Annotated in this window: 12 protein-coding genes; 6 read left to right on the top strand and 6 right to left on the bottom strand. The window is 54.2% G+C overall.

Annotation, left to right across the window (positions count from 1 at the left end; translation table 11 throughout):
- The 3 genes from NP596_RS02795 to NP596_RS02785 form a co-directional block, all read left to right on the top strand.
- Positions 1-312: STAS domain-containing protein (locus tag NP596_RS02795; RefSeq protein WP_305891656.1), on the top strand; the 312-nt coding region annotated here is incomplete at its 5' end.
- 15 nt (positions 313-327) lie between these two features.
- Positions 328-753 carry an ATP-binding protein gene (locus tag NP596_RS02790; protein ID WP_256613691.1) on the top strand — a complete coding sequence of 142 codons (426 nt, stop codon included), beginning with the start codon at positions 328-330 and terminating at the stop codon, positions 751-753.
- A gap of 54 nt (positions 754-807) precedes the next feature.
- Positions 808-4,137 carry an NAD-glutamate dehydrogenase domain-containing protein gene (locus NP596_RS02785; RefSeq protein ID WP_256613690.1) on the top strand — a complete coding sequence of 1,110 codons (3,330 nt, stop codon included), beginning with the start codon at positions 808-810 and terminating at the stop codon, positions 4,135-4,137.
- A 72-nt stretch (positions 4,138-4,209) separates the two neighbouring features.
- On the opposite strand, the gene NP596_RS02780 is transcribed toward NP596_RS02785, so the two are convergent.
- Entirely contained in the window at positions 4,210-6,570 is a 2,361-nt protein-coding gene (locus NP596_RS02780) for a TonB-dependent receptor (RefSeq protein WP_256613689.1), read from the bottom strand.
- A 205-nt stretch (positions 6,571-6,775) separates the two neighbouring features.
- Between NP596_RS02780 and rnd the strand changes: the two genes are divergently transcribed.
- Positions 6,776-7,933 carry a ribonuclease D gene (gene rnd, locus NP596_RS02775; protein WP_256613688.1) on the top strand — a complete coding sequence of 386 codons (1,158 nt, stop codon included), beginning with the start codon at positions 6,776-6,778 and terminating at the stop codon, positions 7,931-7,933.
- Positions 7,934-7,999: 66 nt separating this feature from the next.
- On the opposite strand, the gene NP596_RS02770 is transcribed toward rnd, so the two are convergent.
- The 5 genes from NP596_RS02770 to efp form a co-directional block, all read right to left on the bottom strand.
- Positions 8,000-12,100, bottom strand: coding sequence for an EAL domain-containing protein (locus tag NP596_RS02770; protein WP_256613687.1), 4,101 nt, complete (start codon positions 12,098-12,100; stop codon positions 8,000-8,002).
- Between the two features lie 26 nt (positions 12,101-12,126).
- Complete coding sequence (locus NP596_RS02765; RefSeq protein WP_256613686.1) at positions 12,127-12,783, bottom strand: TMEM165/GDT1 family protein; 657 nt, start codon at positions 12,781-12,783, stop codon at positions 12,127-12,129.
- An 80-nt stretch (positions 12,784-12,863) separates the two neighbouring features.
- Positions 12,864-13,805 carry a ZIP family metal transporter gene (locus tag NP596_RS02760; protein ID WP_504129565.1) on the bottom strand — a complete coding sequence of 314 codons (942 nt, stop codon included), beginning with the start codon at positions 13,803-13,805 and terminating at the stop codon, positions 12,864-12,866.
- 256 nt (positions 13,806-14,061) lie between these two features.
- A complete protein-coding gene (gene epmA, locus NP596_RS02755) occupies positions 14,062-15,036 on the bottom strand; it encodes an EF-P lysine aminoacylase EpmA (protein ID WP_256613685.1) in 975 nt (324 codons plus the stop codon).
- Positions 15,036-15,605 (bottom strand): elongation factor P, encoded by a 570-nt coding sequence (gene efp / locus NP596_RS02750; RefSeq protein ID WP_256613683.1) that lies wholly within the window; start codon positions 15,603-15,605, stop codon positions 15,036-15,038. The genes epmA and efp overlap by 1 nt, the downstream gene beginning before the upstream one ends.
- A 175-nt stretch (positions 15,606-15,780) precedes the next feature.
- On the opposite strand from efp, the gene epmB reads away from it, so the two are divergent.
- Together epmB and NP596_RS02740 are read left to right on the top strand one after the other, a co-directional pair.
- Positions 15,781-16,767: an EF-P beta-lysylation protein EpmB gene (gene epmB / locus NP596_RS02745; RefSeq protein ID WP_256613682.1), complete on the top strand. Its 987-nt coding sequence runs from the start codon at positions 15,781-15,783 to the stop codon at positions 16,765-16,767.
- Between the two features lie 77 nt (positions 16,768-16,844).
- Positions 16,845-20,831 (top strand): PAS domain-containing protein, encoded by a 3,987-nt coding sequence (locus NP596_RS02740; protein ID WP_256613681.1) that lies wholly within the window; start codon positions 16,845-16,847, stop codon positions 20,829-20,831.
- Positions 20,832-20,833 lie beyond the last annotated feature (2 nt).

The raw sequence follows: 20,833 nt of genomic DNA, 5'->3' as shown, positions 1-20,833 counted from the left end.
ATAAAAACCTTTAGCGTACTGACTATCCAAGACGAAAGAATAGATGCGCATAACTCAACGGAATTAAAAGAATATCTGCTGGATATGATAGAAGGCGGCGAAAGCCATATTGTCGTGCAATTAAAACATGTCCGTTTTATCGATAGCTCCGGCTTGGGAGCCTTATTATTCGGCCATAAACATATGGCCGCAAAATCCGGTCAATTTGCGTTAGCCCATATACAACCGCAAGTGCTATCGATGTTCGAACTGACCAGACTCACGCGGGTATTTGAAATTTATGCCGACATCGACGAAGTGCTTACTCATTAGCTATAGAGATGACTTATGTGTTCCTCAGTGATACAGGTTGACGTTATCGTCCCTACCCATACCAAATATTTGGATTTAATCGGCAGCATCGGCGAACGCATTGTCAAGGAACTGGACGATTTCACCGGCGACCGGGAAGCCTTGGCATATCAGTTGAACCTGGTCCTGACCGAAGCGACCGCTAACGTCATCAAACACGCCAACGACGCTCACCGGAAAGATACCGTTCGCATTTCGATACATCTGCATCAAGACGTATTGAATATCAAGGTTTACGACCATGGCCAGGGGTTCGATTTAGACAAAGTCCCGCCGCCGGATTTCGACCACCCAACCGAAAGCGGCATGGGGCTGTTTTTTATCCGCTCCATGATGGATTCGGTGACTTATACCCGGCAACCCGAATGCAACGTCTTGGAAATTATTAAATACTTAAAATAACCCCCCTAAACATGGCTTCCACCCTTTACCAAACCCCAAACGGACAGTGTGACTATGCGTAAACGGATCCGCTCATGGCAGGAAAATCTGCGGATTTTCACGGAAAAAGCATTAGGGAAACAAAGCGCAATCCCCCTGTTGCAGAAATATGCCGGCCTATTTCCCCCCGATTATCAAGCCCTGGTTTCGCCGCGTTATGCGTTCAACGATATTCTGCATTTGGAGCAACTAACGACCCCCAACCATCAAACCGTCTCGTTAATTAAACCCTACGCCAACCATCCGCACTACCGGCTACATTTTTACAGTCAGCGGGAACGGTATTTGGATGAATTTATTCCGCTGCTGGAAAACATGAATTTGCGGGTGATCGACCAAGTGCAATTCGGTTTTTCGCTTGCGGGCATTCCCGCAACGATTAAAAGCTTCACGATTAAAGCCGCGACGGAACAATGCAAATCTTTTAGTGCCGTGCAAGACAGGTTATTGGAAACCATACAGGCCGTCATGGCGCTTCGAGTTGAAAACGACGCCCTCAACAAACTGGTCATCATGACCGCCATGGACTGGCAAGCCTGCGATGCCTTGCGTACTTATCGGAACTATTATCTGCAACTGGAACACCGCACCACAAAAGACAGCATCCATCATGCCCTGATCAATAACCCGCACGTCGCAAAAGCGCTGTACGACTATTTCGAGGCGCGCTTCCGACCCGATCCGGACTGGCGGGATTCCTTAATCCGAGAAGAGCAGGTTTTATTTCCGCTGCGTTTGCAATTACTGGAAAACATGGCGGCGGTTGCCAATATCAATGACGACCGCATTTTACGCACGCTGTTTAATTTGATCGATGCCACGGTAAGAAGCAACTTTCATCGGCGCCGCCTGCAAGACGATTATTTTATTGCCATTAAAGTGAATAGTTTGGGCGTTATCGATATGCCGGCGCCCAAGCCTCAATACGAAGTTTATGTGCATGGCGTCGATATGGAGGGTATCCATTTACGCGGCGGCAAAGTATCGCGCGGCGGCATTCGCTGGTCCGACCGCATCGACGATTTCAGGACCGAAATTCTGGGCCTGATGCAAACTCAAATCAGCAAAAACGCCTTGATCATTCCTACCGGCGCCAAGGGCGGTTTTGTCGTCAAAAACAACGGCGGCCGCCTGGATTTCAGGGAAGCCGGAAAACAAGCCTACATACGGCTAATGAGGGGACTATTGGATTTAACCGACAACTATCGGGAAGATAGCGTCGTCAGCCCCGCCGGGATCGTGGTGCACGACGATCCCGACCCTTATCTGGTGGTGGCGGCCGACAAAGGCACCGCCAAGTTTTCCGATATCGCCAACGGGGTGGCGGCGGAGTACCAATTTTGGCTGGGCGACGCCTTCGCCAGCGGCGGCTCCCGCGGCTACGACCATAAAGCGCTGGGCATTACGGCGCGCGGAGCCTGGGAATGCGTGCGGCGGCATTTCCGCGAACTCGGCAAGGATATTCAAAGCGAACCGTTTACGGTGATCGGCGTCGGCAGCATGGATGGCGATGTGTTCGGCAACGGCATGCTGCTGTCCCCTTGCATCCGCTTACTGGCGGCATTCAGCGGCCAGCATATTTTTATCGATCCCAATCCGCCCGCCTCCGAGGAGGCGTTTAAAGAAAGACAGCGGCTGTTCGAATTGCCCGGCTCGAGTTGGAACGATTACGACCGCCAGCTAATTTCCCACGGCGGCGGCGTATACGCCCGCAGCAGCAAGGATATTCCGGTTTCCGCCGAAGTCAAGAAATGGCTGGGCATACGTTACCAGTCTATCGATGGCGAATCGCTGATCCAGCACTTATTAAAAGCCCCCGTCGAATTATTATGGTTGGGCGGCATCGGCACCTATGTCAAGGCCAGCTCGGAAAAACCGGAAGACGTAGGCGACCGCGGCAACGACAATGTGCGGGTGGATGCCCGCGAGTTGGGCGCCATGGTGGTGGGCGAAGGCGCTAATCTGGGCTTTACCCAAAAAGCCCGTATCGAATATAGCCTGGCCGGCGGGCGTATCAATACCGACGCAGTGGACAACTCGGCCGGCGTCGATACCTCCGACCACGAAGTCAATTTAAAAATATTGCTGACCCTGCTGCACAAAAAAAACCTTATCGCGGACTACCAAAGCTTATTTATCGGCATGACGGCAGCGGTTTGCCGACTGGTACTGGCCGATAATTATGCGCAAAGCCTATGCTTGTCCTTGGAACAGCAACGCTGCGCGGAAAATCCGGCGGCATTCATGCAAGTGGCGGACCGACTGGAAGCCGCCGGCTTTTTGGATCGCGCGGTGGAATCTTTCCCGCAAAGCAAGGAAATTCAGGCCCGACCGGGACAAGCGCTTACCCGCCCGGAGCTGGCCGTCTTAATGTCCGCCGGCAAAATGTATCTGACCGAGCAAATACAAAGTCAAACGGAAATGCTGCGGAATGAATTTTGCGGCGGATATTTACAGGCCTATTTTCCGGCCGAATTCACCGATCTGTATAAACAGCACCTGAGCAGTCATCCGTTGGCCGATGAAATTACAGCGACCATGATCAGCAATTATCTGATTAATCAAGCCGGCTGCGGTTTTTTAAGCCAGGACGACGATATGGAAAATGGCGGCACCTTGGCCTATGTCAAATGCTATTTAACCTTCGACCGGGTGCTGGAAGCGCAAGAGCTGAGAAAAGCCCTTTATGCCTTGGATAATACGCTGCCGACTAATTTACAATATGGGTTATTGCTACAAATCGAAAACACCCTGTCCGAATTTTCCCGCTGGGCGGTGCTTCACCATAAGAGTATTTGTCCGGATGCGGAAACGGTTCAATGCTATAGCGGTTATTTAACTATTTATGCGGATTATTTAACCCGTCAACCCCGCGAGGAGCAAGCGGAAAAAGCGGCCGTTGCGGAAATGGATGATATACCCTTGGAATTGGCGGAAAGAATGGCTTTGCTTGCCAGGCTAAAAAACTTTCCGTTCATAGTTGCCTTGGCCGTCGCCACGCGGCAGGACCTGATTGCCATCGTAAAATTACTGGCCGATATCGATCAAAGCTTTGGCTTGCATGACATAGAGCAACAGTTGGCCCAAATACCCCGGCGGGATTACTGGGTAAAAACCGTATGCAATAATTTACAAGCGGACATACACCGGTTTAGCGCAAAATTAGCCGGCAACATATTAGATAGCCAAGCACAAAACTGCTCGGCTTATATTGAGCGGCATATTAATAAAACGCAGCTGAAATACTATCGAAAAATTTACCTGGAAAACCAAAAAATGGCTCCGGTCAATTTACTGGCCTATATTACCTTGATACGCGCGCTCGGAAACCTGCTGGAAGTCTAACAAAAACGGACCGAACCCTATCACCTTTCAGCCTTATCCGGCGGCTGAAAGGTGAATTGGCCTTGCGGCAATTTACATGGTCAGGCGGATGCCTACCCAGGCGGCGCGCGGCGCACCTACCCCGACGAAACGGCTATTGATTTCGTTCAGCGCCGGATTGACGCCGTCCAAAACTTCGCCGGTTTCAGCCAAAGCGCCGAAGTTGGCGTATTCGCGATCGAATAAATTGTTGACCCGCCCGAATAGCGCCAGATGCTCGTTGAAACGGTATTCGCTACGCAGATTGAATACCACGAAGGCCGGAATCTTCGGCAACAGATTAGCCTCGTCGCCGCGCAAATACTGTCCGCTGTTGTAACTCATGTCGAAACCCAGCGTCCACTGCGGCAGGATATCGACATCGGTGCTGAATTTGGCTATATGCGCGGGGATGCCGGGAATCCGGTCGCCCGGACTGACCTGGGTGACGCCGTCAACCGCATTGGGATGCGCGCCGTTCGGGCTGCCGAAGGCGCTTTGATAGGTGGCGTCGATAAAGGTGTAATTGGCCGACCAACGCCAACGGTTATCGAAAAACAAGCCCGACAAGCCGGCCTCGGCGCCCTGCCGCTGAGTCTTGCCGACATTCTCGAAATAGCCCATGCCGTTGACGGCGCCGTTACCCTGCCAGAGAATATCGTTGTTGTTGATGACGTGGAAAAAACCGGCGTTCCAATGCACTCGGCCCTCGAACGGCAGTTGTTTCAGATCGCCGCGAAAACCGGCTTCCCAGGTATTGGCCACCACCTGCGCCAGCGGCGGATCGGCCACGAAGGCGTTGGGCAGCTTGCAGGGGTTGTTCCTGTCGGCGCAACTCAACTCCATCGGTGTCGGCACCCGGGAGGATTCGCTGTAATTGCCGTAGAAGGTGAGTTCCGGCATGAACGCATAGGTCAAGCCGGCGGCCGGGTTGATCCGATTAAAGGTATGAAAACCGGTCAGGTTTTCGTCCGCATCGTCGCCGGGAAAATGGTCTTTCAGCTCCAAATGGGTAATGTTGTAACGCCCGGAAACCGTCACATCCAGTTTGTCGGTCACCGACAGGGTGTCGGTCAGAAACACGCCGTAGTTGTTGGTTTCGGTATTCAGACGCACCCGCGAGTCCAATAGGAATACGCCGCCGGCCGCCACGCCGCGATTGCCGGTCAGGCTGCCCAATTCGGTATCCGCGCGGTAATGCGCGGTACTGTGGTCGTAACTGGCACCGGCAATCAATTGATTGTTCATGCCGAACACTTTGTGATGAAAGGCGTTTTGCAGGGCAAAGCCGAACGATTGTTGGGTGGTTTCGGAGGTGTTGATGGTGCCGCCTTCCAAAGCGTCGCTGGCAAGAATGTTATTCCCGGCCAAATCGACCAGCCCTTCATCGTCGAGTTCTCCCCCTTGCTCTTCACACAAAAAAGCATCCTCGCCGCCGCCCTCATCCTGACATTCGCCAGCCTCACTGCCGTCCCCATTATAGGTACTGACCTTGTTGCGCCGGTAATAGGCGGTACCGGACAATTGGTTGCGGTCGTTCAGCCAGGTATCGCCGTCCAGGGACACCATGAACAAACGATTACGGGTCAGGTCGGGGTGGGTAAAGACTTTTTCCCGGCCGTAAGCCAACAACTCTTCCGGCACCGCGCCGTTGCCGCGTAGCGCGTTTTCGGTACCGGCAAAATGTAGATCCAGGCTGGATTCGTTACCGCGCCAGCTCAAGGTGCCGAAACCGCGCTTGGCTTCGGTACGGGAATGGTCGCGCCAGCCGGCTTCGGAAAAATTGCTGAAATCGGCAAAATAACCCCAGGTACCGTTGTTCCAACCCGTGCTCAGTTCTTCGGTATGCCTGTCCCAGGAACCGCCTTGCACTTCCAAAACATGTTTGGGCGCGGAAAAACCGGTCTTGGTTTTGATATTGATGGAGCCGCCCAGCGCATTCAAACCGAAAGCCGGGTTGGAAGCGGGTTGCAGACTCATGGTTTCGATGGCCCCCTGCGGAATTAAATCCCAGTTGACCATATCGCCGAACGGTTCGTTGAAACGCACGCCGTTCACATACGCCGCAAGGCCTTGAGGTACGCCCATCAAGGGCGATGCACTGTAGCCACGGTATTGCACGTCCGGTTGCAGGGGGTTATTTTGGGCGTCGTTGATATTGACGCTGCCCAGATAGCGGTTCATGTAATCGGCCAGCGACACTGCCTGCGCGGCCTGTAACTGTTCCGCCGAAGCGGTCTGCACGTTGGCCGGAATTTTGTTGATATCGATACCGCCGAACTGCAGCGGCGATACGTCGACCACTTCCACTTTATCCAAGGTCTCGACTTTTTTGTCGGTTACTTCGGCGGCAATCGCCTCCGCCAACGGCAGCAATGCAAACCAGGGCAATAAGCCAAGGGCAACTTTGTTCATGGATTTACCTTAAAGCGTCTTAAAACCGAGGCATGATAAACAGACCCTCGCCTAACAACCACGGCCCAACCCATAAAAGGAATTTTTCCCTTGCCATTTTGTTTGCGCGGCCTACCGCCAAACCGGAATTTTTACCGACGTATTCCCCCCCGGCAGAGTAAAATAGCCGGCCAACTGATTAAAAGCCCTTTCCCTATCAGGCCTCATGACTATTCAATACATCGACCACCCCGAACAACTACCTCTTTTATGCGAACAAATTCAACAAGAACCCTGGATTGCCCTGGATACCGAATTTCTGCGCGAAAAAACCTATTACCCTAAATTTTGCTTGCTGCAAATTGCCGCGCCCGGCTGGGTGGCTTGCGTCGACCCGCTGGCTATTGCCGATCTGTCGCCGTTATTCGCGGCCATCTATGACCCTGCCATCGTCAAGGTGCTGCATTCCTGCCGCCAGGATCTGGAAATTTTCTTTCAGATTACCGGCCGCATTCCCGGCCCTATTTTCGATACCCAAATCGCGGCGCCCTTATTGGGTTTTCAGGAAAACCCCGGCTACGCCATGCTGGTTTCCAGTTTTTTGAACATCAATCTGAACAAGGCCCACACCCGCACCGACTGGACGCAACGTCCGCTCAGCGAGGATCAGATTCAATACGCGGCCGACGATGTGATTTATTTGTGCAAAATCTACACGACGATGTGCGAACAGCTGGAAAAACTGGGACGCTTGGACTGGCTGAAAAGCGATTTTGCCTTATTGAACGATCCGGAACTGTATCAACTGTCGCCGGAAAACGCCTGGCTGAAAATCCGCGGCAAAAACAAACTCACCGGCCGGCAGCTGTCTATTTTACAAAGCTTGTGCGAATGGCGGGAGCAGACCGCCCAAACCGAAAACAAACCGCGTAATTGGTTATTCCCGGACGATATGCTGCTGGAACTGGCCAAACTGCAACCCGTCGATTTGAGCGATCTGGGCAAAATCAGAAACATCAACGAGCGCAGCGTCAACCGTTACGGTAAAACCCTCTGCGAGCTAATCGACGCCGCCCGTCAACGTCCGCCCAAACCTTTAACCGAAAAAGACAGGACCGGTAAAAAGACCCAACAGCATGAAGCCGTTATGGATGTGTTGAGCGCAGTCGTGCGTATCCGCGCCGAGCAGAACTCGCTTAATCCGGTGATACTGGCCACGCGCAAGGAACTGGAACAACTGGTTTTCGGCGACCCTGACTGCCCGCTGCTGCACGGCTGGCGCTACAACATGGCGGGACGGGAACTGCAGGGTTTATTGCGGGGACACTATAGCTTGAGCCTGACGTCCGATTCGGTGGAGATTATTCCGGTCGGCGCGCAATAGCTGTCCTGGATGGACTAAGGTAGAAACGCGGAGCGCGTCTCTACCTTCCGGGCAACCGGCGTCCGTTTAGCCGTTCTCACTTTTAAATTGCTCTTCAAACTTCTCCGCGGTCAGGGGCTTGGAAAACAGGTAGCCCTGCGCGAAATCGCAGCCTATCGACGTCAATAAATCGCATTGCGCTTGGGTTTCCACCCCTTCCGCAATGACTTTTAAACCCAATTTATGCGCCATCACAATGATGGCCTCGCATAACACGAAATCGCTGGATTCCGGACTCAGATTGCGCACGAAGGATTGGTCGATTTTCAAATAATCGATATCGAATTTCTTTAAATACGACAGAGAAGAATAGCCGGTGCCGAAATCGTCTATGGCAACTTGAATGCCGGCGTCGCGGAACACCAATAAATGTTCGGCCGTTCTGTTATTGGCTTCCAGTAATAACCCCTCGGTAATCTCCACCACCACGGACTGACCCAGCGCATCGTGGTCTTGCAAATAACGAATCCAATCGGCCGGGTCATGGCGAAGGTCCAAAAACTGCATCGGCGACTTGTTGATGCCGACTTGAAAATCCGGATGCAGTATTTGCCGCCAATGGTTCGCCTGCGCCACGGCGACATGGAACACCCAATCGCCGATTTCATTAATCAGGCCGGTTTGTTCGGCCAAAGGCACAAAATCGGCCGGGCTGATCAAGCCGCGCAAAGGGTGACGCCAACGCAGCAGGGCCTCGGCTTTATACACGCGCCGGGTGGCGAGCTCCACGATAGGCTGGTAAACCAGCGCGAATTCCTGTCTGGCAAGGGCGCCGCGCAAATCGTTTACCATTGCCGCCCGCGCGCTCAACTCGGCCTGCATGGACGGGGTAAAAAAACTGTAGCAATTTCTGCCCTTGGCCTTGGCCGCATACATGGCCTGGTCGGCATTTCTCAGCAACTGGCTCAGCTCCTGCCCATCGTCCGGGTACAAGGTAATGCCCAAACTGGCCGAAACGTACACGGGTTCATTCTGCAAGGTAAACGGCCGGCTTAATTGCTCCAGCAGTTTTTGGGCCACCGGCTCGGGGCCGCCGGCGCTTTCCAGGCCATTCAAAATCACGACAAACTCATCCCCGCCCAACCGGCCCACGGTATCGGAGTCGCGCACGGAGGCAACCAGCCGCTTGGCGGCTTGCTGCAACAGCTCATCCCCCAGTTCATGTCCCAAGGTATCGTTGATTTCCTTGAACCGATCCAGGTCGATGATCAGCAAAGCCAGGCGCTGCCGAGTGCGATGAGCCTGTTTAATCTCCTCTCCCAATCGCCTGCGCGCCAAATGCCGATTAGGCAACCCGGTTAACGGGTCGAAATTGGCTTGGCGCCAAACTTGTTCTTCCGCATCCTGGTGTTGGGCAATATCGAAAAAAAACGCCACGCGCCGAATCGGCCGGCCTCGACTGTCGAAAAGGGTATGGATGGCGATGCCTTCGCTGTAACCTTCGCCATCCTTGCGGCGGTTTTTTACGGTTCCCCGCCAGCTGCCCGTCTGGTTAAGGCTTTGCCACATCGCGCGGTAAAAGTCAGCATCGTGCTCGCCCGACGCCAAAATTTTCGGGTTCTTACCCAGTACATCCTCGCGGCTAAAACCGGTGAGTTTGGTAAATGCCGAATTTACATGCACAATTTTGTTATCGGCATCGGCAACCAGTATGGCCCCGCCGCTATGTTCAAACACCAGGTCGGCCAGCTTTAAAGCCTCCTCCGCGGCTTTATTTTGACTGATATCGCGGGCAAACCCGACCGTACCCAATACTTGCCCCTGCTTATCCAGTAAAGGCGCTTGAAAAACCTCCAGCCAAGCGGCCTCGGCCAATATCTTCAGGTCCGTTTCAATACTTCTCGGCCGGCCATCCCGCATGACCCGTTCATCTTCCGCCAGAAAAATCCTCGCCAAGCGGGCCGGAAAAATATCGAAATCCGTCTTACCGGCCACATCGCCGATACCAATGCCGCAAGCTTCGGCGAATACCCGGTTTACCGCCAAATAGCGGCTTTGCCGGTCTTTAATCCAAACCAAAAATGGAAAATTGTCCAATAGGGCGCGCTGGTAATACTCCTTGAATTGCAAATCTTTCTGGGCCCGCCGGAAGGGGGTGATATCGGTGAATTGCCAGATGCGGCCGTAGTAATTGCCCAGCCTGTCCTTGACCGGAGCGGAATACCGTTCCAGGATGATGCCGTCCCGCAGTTCGATGACATCGCGGCAGACGATGTCCGGATGGGCATACAGATAAGTCACTTTTTCCAAAAATTCGGCCGGATTGCCGAGTTTATTTTTAACGAACTCCACTTGCACGGCATCGTCGGGGTGGTTTGCCACCTCCGCCGGAATGCTCCATAAGTCCGCCACCCGCTGGTTTTGCAACAATTTGCGCCCTTCTTTATCCACCGCCAGAATCCCGTCGGGCGAGCATTCCAACAAGGTTTCCAAAAATGTGGAGCGCCATAACAGCTGGTCTTCGATCCGCTTGCGCATGCTAATGTCTTCATACGCACCGACAATGCCGATAATTTGGTTGTCGCTATTACGCAACGGCAGTTTGAAGGTATTCAACCAGATCTTTTCCCCGTCGGGCATGGTTTTCAGCTCTTCGGCATTCAATCGGCCGGCGCCGGACTGCATGATTTGCCGATCGTCCTGTTGGTAAACAGCGGCCTGTTCCCACCATTGCAATTCATGGTCGTTTTTACCTAATAGGTCGGCCACGGAAGCCATCCCCGCATCCTGGGCAAACAGGCGGTTGGCGCCCAGATACCGCGACTTGGTATCTTTCCAGAACACCCGCAACGGCAAGGTTTCCAAAATGGATTGCAATAAAATATTAGAATTCGACAGCGCCCGGCTAGCTCTGGCCTGCTCGGTCATGTCCAATAACGTGATTAAATGCTCGCCGGAATATACGCCTTCCAACGGCCCGGCGCCGACCAGAACATGCTTGACGTCGTCATTTTTGCACCGAATATCCACCTCAAACGGCTGAAAGGGTTGGCCGGTTTCCTTGGCCTGCCGCAGCCGTTGCCGCCATGTGGTTTTCACCCATTGCCGGTAGCCGGGATCGGGATAGGCCTTAGGCCACCAGTCCGCTAACGAGGGGATATCCGCCAGGGTGTAACCAAAGGTTGCGATAAACGCCGGATTAAGCAACGTGATGTTGTGCCGGTCGTCATTTAAGGCGTAAGCGACCGGCGAGGCGTCGATAATGGCTTGCAACCGGTGTTCGCTGGCGAATAATTTGGCATGGGCTTGGCGCTCATTGTGCAAGGTTAACGCCAACACGGTACCAATCCAGGAAAACAGCGTTTGAAACAGCCAGTAATTCCACATCCCGGATTTTTCGAAATCGTCGGCAAAATACCCCACCCCCCGCGCAGCCCCCATCAACGCAGTAACTGCCGTGAAAGCCGCTACCAATTGCACGCCATGGCGGCCGAAACGCATGCCCCCCCAAAACATGACGGCAAACATCCAGTAACCATGCGGCAGTTCGCCTATCTGCTCCTTAAAAACATCCAGAAACACCGCCAGTGTTATCGACAAACTGAGGACAAGAAACCCCAAGGTTTCCGGCAGGCGGTCTTTAATAAACCAATCGGCCGGCCAATAACGCCAAATCAATATAAACGGCGTGGTCGAAATAATGCCGAATACGTCCGCCATCCACCAATGGAACATGACGCTTGGCACGGCTTGGCCTGAGAACACGCCGTCCAGCCATAACGCGCCGGGGCCCATGACGCCGCTGATCAGGGAACAGCCCAGACCGGCACCGGTCAGCCACGCCAAATCGAGCGGCCGTCTTAATTGTAGGAAAAATGAGGGAATCCGCTTAAGTAACCAGGCGGCCGTTACCGACTCCAAGGTATTGCCCAAGGCAATAAATAGACACAGCCCGTAGGCGTTTTTGACCAGCAAACCGGCGGCAAAGGCGCCCACAAATACACCCGGCCAAAATTTCAGTCCTTTTAACAGTAAAATCGCCAGGGCCATGCCGCCGGGAAACCACACCAGGGTAACGTTGCCGGCGGCGGAAAAATAATTCAGTACCAGCTTCCCCAGCAACGCATACCCCGCCGCTATCAGCAGCATGCTGAAAACATCCTGCCTTGTATAATGCGGAAGAACCATACCGATCGCTCCGGCTCGTTAGGCTGTTAAAACACCGGCAGCCAGTCGGTCGGCCGGACAGCCGTATAGGCTTGATAGGCTGCCACCGCCGCCAACAGGATAAAAATTATCCCGCTGACTTTATGCAGGAAATTCAACGGCATGCGCTGCAGCACGGTACGGCCGGCCCACACGCCCAGCCCCGAGGTAAAGGTAAGCGCCAAAGTGGCCCCCAGCCAAACGGCGGCGGGAACGGCGGTACTGCTCAAGGCCACAACCGCCAGCTGGGTTTTATCGCCAAATTCCGCCAAGGTAATGAGCAGAAAGGTGGTAAAAAAAATACCGTGCCCGCTTTTTTCCACCACTTCGTCCTCATCTCCATCGTCCCCATGATTCAGTAAGGCATGAGCACCGAAACCGGCAAATAATAGCGCCACCGCCGCGGCCACCAGATAATCCGGCAGCCAGCTTGCCATGGCGGCGCCAAAAACCACCGCCAAAGTATTTAACAGGGCAAAGGCCGCTATCGCGCCCCAGATCACCGGTGCGGCGCGGTGCCGGGATGCCAGGGTCATGCACACCAGCTGGCTTTTATCGCCTATCTCCGCCGCCGCGATTAAGGCAAAACTGGTGGCCGAAGTCGCGGCCAGTTGCGGAAAATCGATATTTTGAACATACGTAATGATTTGAGTTGAGGCGTCCATAGGCAAAAGAAATAAGCTGGCAGGCTTAAGGTAGTCGTCGTCGGCATTTTGTCTTTTACCTTTCGCTGATTATGTGGACTTCATCCCAAGATTTTGTCCAGCATCATCATGACGATAAAACCCAGCATCAATGAAAAAGTCGCGATACGCGAACGGCCCTTGGAGTGAGTCTCCGGGATAATTTCTTCGCTGATGACAAACAACATGGCGCCGGCGGCAAAGCCCATGGCTACGGGCAACACCGAAGAAAACACGGTGACCATGGTAATGCCCAGCAGCCCGCCCACCGGCTCTACCAAGCCGGTCAAAGTGGCTAAGCCTACAGCTTTCCATTTGTTATAACCCAAGCCGACCAAGGGCAATGCGACCGCCAGACCCTCCGGCAGATTTTGCAAGGCTATCGCCACCGCCAACACCACGCCGTTTTTCATATCACCGGTGCCGAAGCTCACCCCGACCGACATGCCTTCCGGGAAATTATGAATCGTGATGGCGATAATGAACAGGGAGATCTTTTGCAGCGAATCCAAACTCTCGTCCGCCACGGTATCGAAGTGCAGGTGCGGCAATTTTTGGTCGGCGAAATGTAAAAACAAAGCGCCTATGACCATGCCCGCCGACACAACCAGCAGCCCCTTGCCCGGCCAAATCTGTTCGCCGTAATCAATGCCGGGCACCAACAGGGAAAACGCGGTAGCCGCCAGCATCACGCCTGCCGCCGCACCCAACATACTGTTAAACAAACGCGTGGAAATATCCTTAAAAAACAAGGCCGGCAAAGCTCCCACACCGGTCGCCAAACCGGCCAGAATGCTGGCCAGAAACCCCACGACCACCACTTTATCGAAAATGATGTACAGACCGCCGAACACCACTATCTGGCTCAACAGGAACAGCCCGGCAATCGCCCCCCAACGTTGCGGGGCCGGCAGCGCCATAAGTTGTAGATACCGCGGATGAGCTTGCAGGCGTAGATACTGGTTTTCAAAAAAGCTGTCGATACCGTACATGAGACTCCCCATTTATTATTGTTATGGTAAACGGCGATTATACTGAAGACCGCATGAAAGGCAGGCGATTTGTTCGCCCCCCAAAAGAGGTTGTCGTAAAAGGTAGGTCGGGCTGAATGCAATAAAGTCCAACGTTTTGATTTTGTTGGGTTACGCTACGCTAACCCAACCTACATTTTGGCTTTTACGACAGTCTCCAAAAGCAAAAGGCTACAGGCAATCGAATGCAGGCTGAGTTGGGGAAACATCCCGAGGCGCGCCGCGTCCGTCAAGCATTGCCGACCGGAAAAGCCAGTACCTCGGCAATCTCTTCGCAGCCCGTGGCTATCATCAATAACCGGTCCAAACCTATCGCCACGCCGCTACACTCCGGCAGGCCCGATCGTAGCGCGGCCAGAAACAGCCGGTCCTTCGCCACGTCCGGCAGCGCCTGCCGGCGGCGGCGAGCTATTTCCCGGTCAAAACGAGCCTCCTGCTCGTCCGCGTCGGACAGTTCGAAAAAACCGTTGCCCAGTTCCATGCCGTTAATAAACACCTCGAATCGCTCCGCCACTCGCGTATCATCAGAGTTTAGGCGAGCCAGGGACGACTGTATGGCCGGATAACCGTGCACCAAACAAATCGTATCTTCCGGCATACGGTTTTGTACGCAATGGCTGAACAAGAAATCCAGCCACAAGGCGTGATCCTCGCCGCACATGCCATCGGCTTCGGGGTAATCAACGGCATATTCCCGGTAGGCCTGCCGATTGAAACACAGGGCGTCCAAGCCTGTGTGCCGTTTGAATAGCTGTTGATAGCCGATCCGCCTCACCGACAAGTGCGGCAGCTTCGGCGCCAACAGGCCGAGCAGCAATTCGGCGACTTCGTCCATCAACTGTTGCAGCGTGAAACCGACCCGATACCATTCCAAAATGGTAAATTCCGGATTGTGAAAGCGCCCGGCCTCGCCGTTGCGAAAGGCTTTGCAAATTTGGTAAATGCTGCCGCTGCCCGCGGCCAACAAGCGCTTCATGGCAAACTCGGGAGAGGTTTGCAGAAACAGGGTTTGCGGATTTGGCGGACTATGGAATCGACTGGAAAAAAAATCCAGATTGGGATCGGTGCCGGTGGCGCGGCACAGCAGCGGGGTTTCCACTTCCAGTACCTCGCGCTCGGCAAAAAACCGGCGAATGGCGGCCAGCAATTGCGCGCGTTGCCGCAATTGCCGAATATCCGCCACCGGCCGCCAGCTAGGCTTCACTATTCTTTAACGCGGGATACGTACTCGCCGGTACGGGTATCGACCCGGATCATCTCGCCGATTTGCACAAACAGCGGCACGCGCACCACCGCGCCCGACTCCAATGTCGCCGGTTTGCCGCCGCCGCCCGAGGTATCCCCTTTCAGGCCCGGATCGGTTTCGGTGATGGTCAGTTCGACGAAATTGGGCGGCGTTACGGACAGCGGGGAGTCGTTCCACAGCGTCATGGTGCAAATATCCTGTTCTTTCAGCCACTTAACCGCATCGGCAACGGCATTTTTATCGGCTTGGTATTGTTCGTAGGTATCCGGCACCATAAAGTGCCAGAATTCGCCGTCGTTATACAAATATTGCATTTCCACGTCGACGACATCGGCGCTTTCCACCGTATCGCCGGATTTAAAGGTGCGTTCTATCACGCGGCCGGTTTTCAGGTTACGGATTTTGACCCGGTTAAAAGCTTGGCCCTTGCCGGGCTTGACGAACTCGTTCTCGATGATGGAACAAGGATCGTTGTCCAGCATGATTTTTAAACCGCCTTTAAACTCGTTGGTGCTATAAGTCGCCATTTTTTCCTCGTGAAACAAAAATAAGTCGGGCGATTATAATGGATAAGGCGAATCTCCAGAACAAATATAGCCGCCCGGTAAGGGATTTTTGTTTTGCCGCGCCATGCGGGAATGGTCGCCAAACCCTCGGCGCGGTGAAACCCGTCTTGTTAATTTTTCAAAAACCGGAGCCGTATTGAATACCCAGCCCCCTCTCTGGCAACGCCAACTTGCCGAGGCCTTTTCCAGTGTCGCGGAGTTATGCCGGCACCTGCAACTCGACCCCGCTAGCTTGCCCTTACTGCCCCATTGCAAAGAATTTCCGTTGCGGGTACCGCGAGGGTTTGCCGATTGCATGGCAACCGGCGACCCCGCCGACCCCTTATTAAGACAGGTGCTTCCCCTGCAAGACGAGTTGGCGCACTACCCCGGTTACAGCCATGATCCGGTGGGCGACTTAAACGCCGCGGCCGCGGCCGGGGTCATCCACAAATACCGGGGCCGGGTGTTATTGATTTGCACAGGCGCCTGCGCCATCAACTGCCGCTACTGTTTCCGCCGGCATTTCCCCTATGCGGAACAGCAGCTTTCCAAACCGAAACTGCAGCAGGCCTTGGCCTATATAAGCGCCCGTCCGGAAATCGAGGAAGTCATACTCAGCGGCGGCGACCCGTTGCTGCTGAATGACGATAAGCTCAAGGCCTTGTTGGACGCTGTTGCCGGCATTCCCCACGTTCGGCGCATCCGCCTTCACAGCCGCATACCGGTAGTCTTGCCGGCCCGCGTCACGCCAGAGTTGCTGGACACCCTCTCTAACCTGCCGCAGGCCGTCGTGTTGGTGCTGCACGCCAATCATGCCAACGAATTGAGCGCGGACGTGGCCCGCGCCTGTAACGGCCTGAAACAGCGCAATGTCACCTTGCTGAATCAAAGCGTATTGCTCAAAGGCGTCAACGACGACTGCCAAAGCTTGCTGCGTTTAAATGAAAGGCTGTTCAGCATTGGCGTCTTGCCCTATTACCTGCATTGCCTGGACCGGGCCGCCGGGGTAGGCCATTTTGAAGTGCCCGCACAGCGGGCGCTGGCATTGATGCAATGCCTGCAAGAACAGTTACCCGGTTACCTGGTACCCAAACTGGTCAAGGAACAAGCAGGGGCCGCGCATAAAATTCGTTTGGCTTAACAAATACCCATCACGGTAGATTGTTCTGTCGCCGACGGGAAGGTAACATTGACCGGCTATTTCAATTTAGGAACATAATGACGCCTGAATCCGCGCCGCGCCGCGCTCCTCGCCCAAGTTTAACGTTAATCGCCGCGGCCATCTTGTTTGCGGCGGAAATGGCTGTCGGCGCCTACCAGCATGTTAACGGCATGGCTTATTCCATTTGGCTGCATCTGCCACTCTCGGGAGCAGGGCTTGCTTGCCTCGTCTGGGGCAGCCTCCAATTGACCCGCCAGCCTGTTGCGCCGCACATCCAAACCGGCATATGCTTTACCCGCTTGCCGCAACCGGCCATGGTGGTTGACCGGCAAGGTATCATTCGCGGCATCAACCCCGCCGCTGCCCTGCTGCTCGACAGGCCACCCGCCAGCCTTATCGGTCAACCGGTACATGATTTATTTCATCCTCCGCAAACCGCCGGTCAAGACTGCCTGCTTTGCCGGCATATAGCCGACGGTAGGGAATTGGCGGCGACCGACTTTGCCTTCCCACGGCAAAGCTGGCAGCAAATTTCCCTAAGCGGCCTGCCGGCTAATGCGCCGGACCAATTACTGCAATTGCATTTCGATATCACGGCCCGCAAAAAAATCGAGCGGCAACTGGCCTTGGTCATCGACGGCGCCGAATTAGGCTATTGGGACTGGGACTACATAACCGGCAAACACGAGGTCAATCAGCGCTGGCTGGACATGCTGGGCTTACGGCAGGACGAACTGGATAACTATATCCACGACTGGAAGCATAGGATTCATCCCGACGACCTCAACCGGGTCGGGGATGTCATATCGGCCCATATCGCATCCGGCACACCCTATGTCGTGGAATTCCGCATGCGGCACAAGGACGGCCACTGGGTATGGATACAAGGCTCCGGTTCGGTGGTGGAACAGGACCCGGTCACGAGCCAGCCTACCCGTTTATGCGGCACGCATCAAAACATCACCGCCCGCAAACAATTCGAACAAAATCTGCGGGACGCTTATCAAGTCATCAGCCAAAGCCCTTCCGTGGCGTTGAAGTGGCATTGCGGCGAAGGATTACCCATCGAATTCGCCACCGACAATGTCATGCAGTTATTGGATTCCATCGACACGCATCCGCTGGCCGGCAAGCTGCGCTATCTGGATTTGGTTCATCCCGACGATGCGGCGGCGTTCCGCGCGGAAATCGACGCCTGCGGCAACGATCCGAACTGTTCCGACATAGCCCATCAGCCTTACCGCATTGTCACCCCCGCGGGCACCGTCAAATGGGTACAAGACCATAAAGTCGTTAGCCGCGACGATCGGAACCAGGTGACGGGCTATCAGGGCCTGGTGACGGACATCACCCGCCAACGCCAGCAAAACAGCGCCATTCGCAGCATTATCTCCGGCTCCCTGGAAAACTCCACCGATGCCATATTGGATAATTTCTCCCTGTTGGCGGCGGAAACCTTGGCGGCCGATTACACCCTGATCGGAGAAACATCGGCGGACGGCAACTGCAAAATCCTATCCTTTTGCGCATTGAACAAATCCGACCCTCCCATTCCCTACGTCATGCACTCCAGCGTTTGCACCCATCTATCAACAGGCGCGGCCCGTAGCCATAAACAAGAGGTTTACCGCTATTTCCCCGACGACAAATGGCTGGCCGACCATCGGATTCAAGGCTTTATCGGCATCCCGCTGCAAAACGACCGCCACCGGATTCGCGGATTCGTGGCGGCTCTGTATCGCCATCCGATTCCGGATCTGCAATTTGCCGAAGACATACTGAAATTGTTTGCCGCCCAAATCACCTCCGAATTGGAACGCAGCCAAGCCATCCACGCGTTGGAAATTCAAAAGCAGCGTTTGGTCGATGCGCAAAGTATTTCGCATATAGGCGATTGGCAATGGCATTGGTCCGACAACCATTTCAGCTGGTCCGATGAAATGTATCGCATTACCGGCACTCACAGAAGCAGCTTCATCCCGTCTTTTGCCAGCTTCCTGACCCAGTTGGTGCATCCGGACGACAGAAATATTTTCAAGACCGCTCTGCAAAACACCCACAATAACGACATCGTCGATTTCAAGCACCGCATCGTCTTAAATAACGGCGAAATCCGCCATGTGCATCAGCGCGGCAAAGTGATTCGGGACGGCCGCCATCACGCCAACGGTATTCAAGGCACCATGCAGGACATCACCGAACGTCTGAACACCGAACAACGCCTGCTGGAAGCCAAACGGGAGGCGGAAAAAGCCACTCAGGTAAAATCCGAGTTTCTCGCCAATATGAGCCACGAAATACGCACGCCGATGAACGCGATCGTCGGACTGGTGGAATTGTGTTTGAACAGCAATATCACCTCCAAGCAGCGCGATTATCTGGAGCGCGTCGAAACCGCGGCCAACGGCTTGACGAATTTGATCGACGATATTCTGGATTTTTCGAAAATGGAGTCCGGCAAACTCCGCCTCGAGGCAGTCCCGTTCATTCTGGAAGAAATGCTGGACCAGGTTTTTTCGACCATGGCCGAGTTATGCCGCCGCAAACAGCTCGGATTAATCAGGCCCCCCATCGATCAACACTACCATGCCGTGGTGGGCGATCCGCAGCGCCTGCGGCAAGTCTTGATCAATCTGATCGGTAACGCCATCAAGTTTACCGAACACGGCCAAATTGAAGTGTCCTTCACGGAACTCGAACGCACAAACGAGCATATTACGCTGGAATTCAGCATCAGCGACACCGGCATCGGCATGAGCGAACAACAGCAAACCCGATTATTTAAAGCCTTCAGCCAGGGCGACAGCAGCGTGACCCGCACCTACGGCGGCACCGGTTTGGGTTTGGCGATCAGCAAACAATTGGTGGAACAAATGGGCGGCGGCATCAGCGTTAAAAGCCGGGAGCGGGCCGGCTCCTGCTTCAGCTTTACGGTCACCTTGGACTTAACGGACCTTAAACTCTTACGCCAATCCCGCCGGCGCCCCGATATCGACACCCGCAAGTTACACCGCATTCGCGGCGCCCGCATCCTGTTGGTCGAAGATAACGAAGTCAATCGCATTGTCGCCATCGAACTGTTGACCCAGGCCCATTTGCAGGTGGATACCGCCGAAAACGGCGAAATTGCCCTGCTGAAACTCAAACAAACCCAATACGATTGCGTGTTGATGGATGTGCAGATGCCGGTGATGGACGGCTATGAAACCACCCGTAGCCTGCGTAAACAGCCGGACTGCGCCAATCTGCCGGTCATCGCCATGACCGCGAATGTCATGAATGTCGACCGCGAAAAATGCCTGGAAGCAGGCATGGACGACTTTATCGGCAAACCGATTCTGCCGGGCACCTTATACGCTGTTTTAACCAAGTGGATAACACCCAAAAACATTGAAGAGACCCACGCCCCGAATGCGTCCGACAGTACGGAGGACATCCCTTACCTGTACGGCATCGACAGCCGGTTGGGTTTGCGGCATACCGCCGGAGACAAAACGGTTTACCGCAAAATCCTACAAAAATTCGCGGAAAACCATGCCGATAGCATGAGCGAAATATCGCAAGCCTTAACGGCAAAAAACCCGCCCGCGGCGCGGCAATTGGTCCACACCCTTAAAGGCCTTGCGGGCTCTCTGGGCGCTGCCTCATTGCAAGGGCATTTACAACGGCTGGAGGAATCGCTTGCGGAGCAAGGCGCTAACGTTCAGAATACACCCGCCGCAAGCAAACTCATCGGCTTGGCGACTCAGGAGCTTAACCGCATTATCAATAGCATACAAAGCACAATTCCTGCTCTGGAGCCGGATTTTAAACATAACCGGGGATTTTCAGCGACCGAAACCCGGCATCAATTGCGTATTTTACTGGATAAGTTGCAGAACTTCGATTCGGACACTGATCGGCAATTGGATTTCATCCTGTCCGGCATTAAGGAACCCTCGCTTATAGATGCGTTAATTTCAATCCGCAAACAAATAGCCCAATATCAATTTGTAGAAGCCGCCGCGGCGGTAAAACCCCTTATAGATTTCCCGGAAAGATAGGT

It is taken from the genome of Methylomonas rivi (assembly GCF_024505165.1).
In the GTDB taxonomy this organism is placed as follows: domain Bacteria; phylum Pseudomonadota; class Gammaproteobacteria; order Methylococcales; family Methylomonadaceae; genus Methylomonas; species Methylomonas rivi.
This window is presented reverse-complemented; position numbering and strand designations above follow the sequence as displayed.

Excerpts from the sequence above, each read along its gene's own strand:
- efp (WP_256613683.1), bottom strand. The coding sequence starts at position 15,605 with ATGGCGACTTATAGCACCAACGAGTTTAAAGGCGGTTTAAAAATCATG.
- NP596_RS02790 (WP_256613691.1), top strand. The coding sequence starts at position 328 with ATGTGTTCCTCAGTGATACAGGTTGACGTTATCGTCCCTACCCATACC.
- NP596_RS02785 (WP_256613690.1), top strand. The coding sequence starts at position 808 with ATGCGTAAACGGATCCGCTCATGGCAGGAAAATCTGCGGATTTTCACG.
- NP596_RS02760 (WP_504129565.1), bottom strand. The coding sequence starts at position 13,805 with ATGGGGAGTCTCATGTACGGTATCGACAGCTTTTTTGAAAACCAGTAT.
- rnd (WP_256613688.1), top strand. The coding sequence starts at position 6,776 with ATGACTATTCAATACATCGACCACCCCGAACAACTACCTCTTTTATGC.
- NP596_RS02765 (WP_256613686.1), bottom strand. The coding sequence starts at position 12,783 with ATGGACGCCTCAACTCAAATCATTACGTATGTTCAAAATATCGATTTT.
- NP596_RS02740 (WP_256613681.1), top strand. The coding sequence starts at position 16,845 with ATGACGCCTGAATCCGCGCCGCGCCGCGCTCCTCGCCCAAGTTTAACG.
- NP596_RS02780 (WP_256613689.1), bottom strand. The coding sequence starts at position 6,570 with ATGAACAAAGTTGCCCTTGGCTTATTGCCCTGGTTTGCATTGCTGCCG.
- NP596_RS02770 (WP_256613687.1), bottom strand. The coding sequence starts at position 12,100 with ATGGTTCTTCCGCATTATACAAGGCAGGATGTTTTCAGCATGCTGCTG.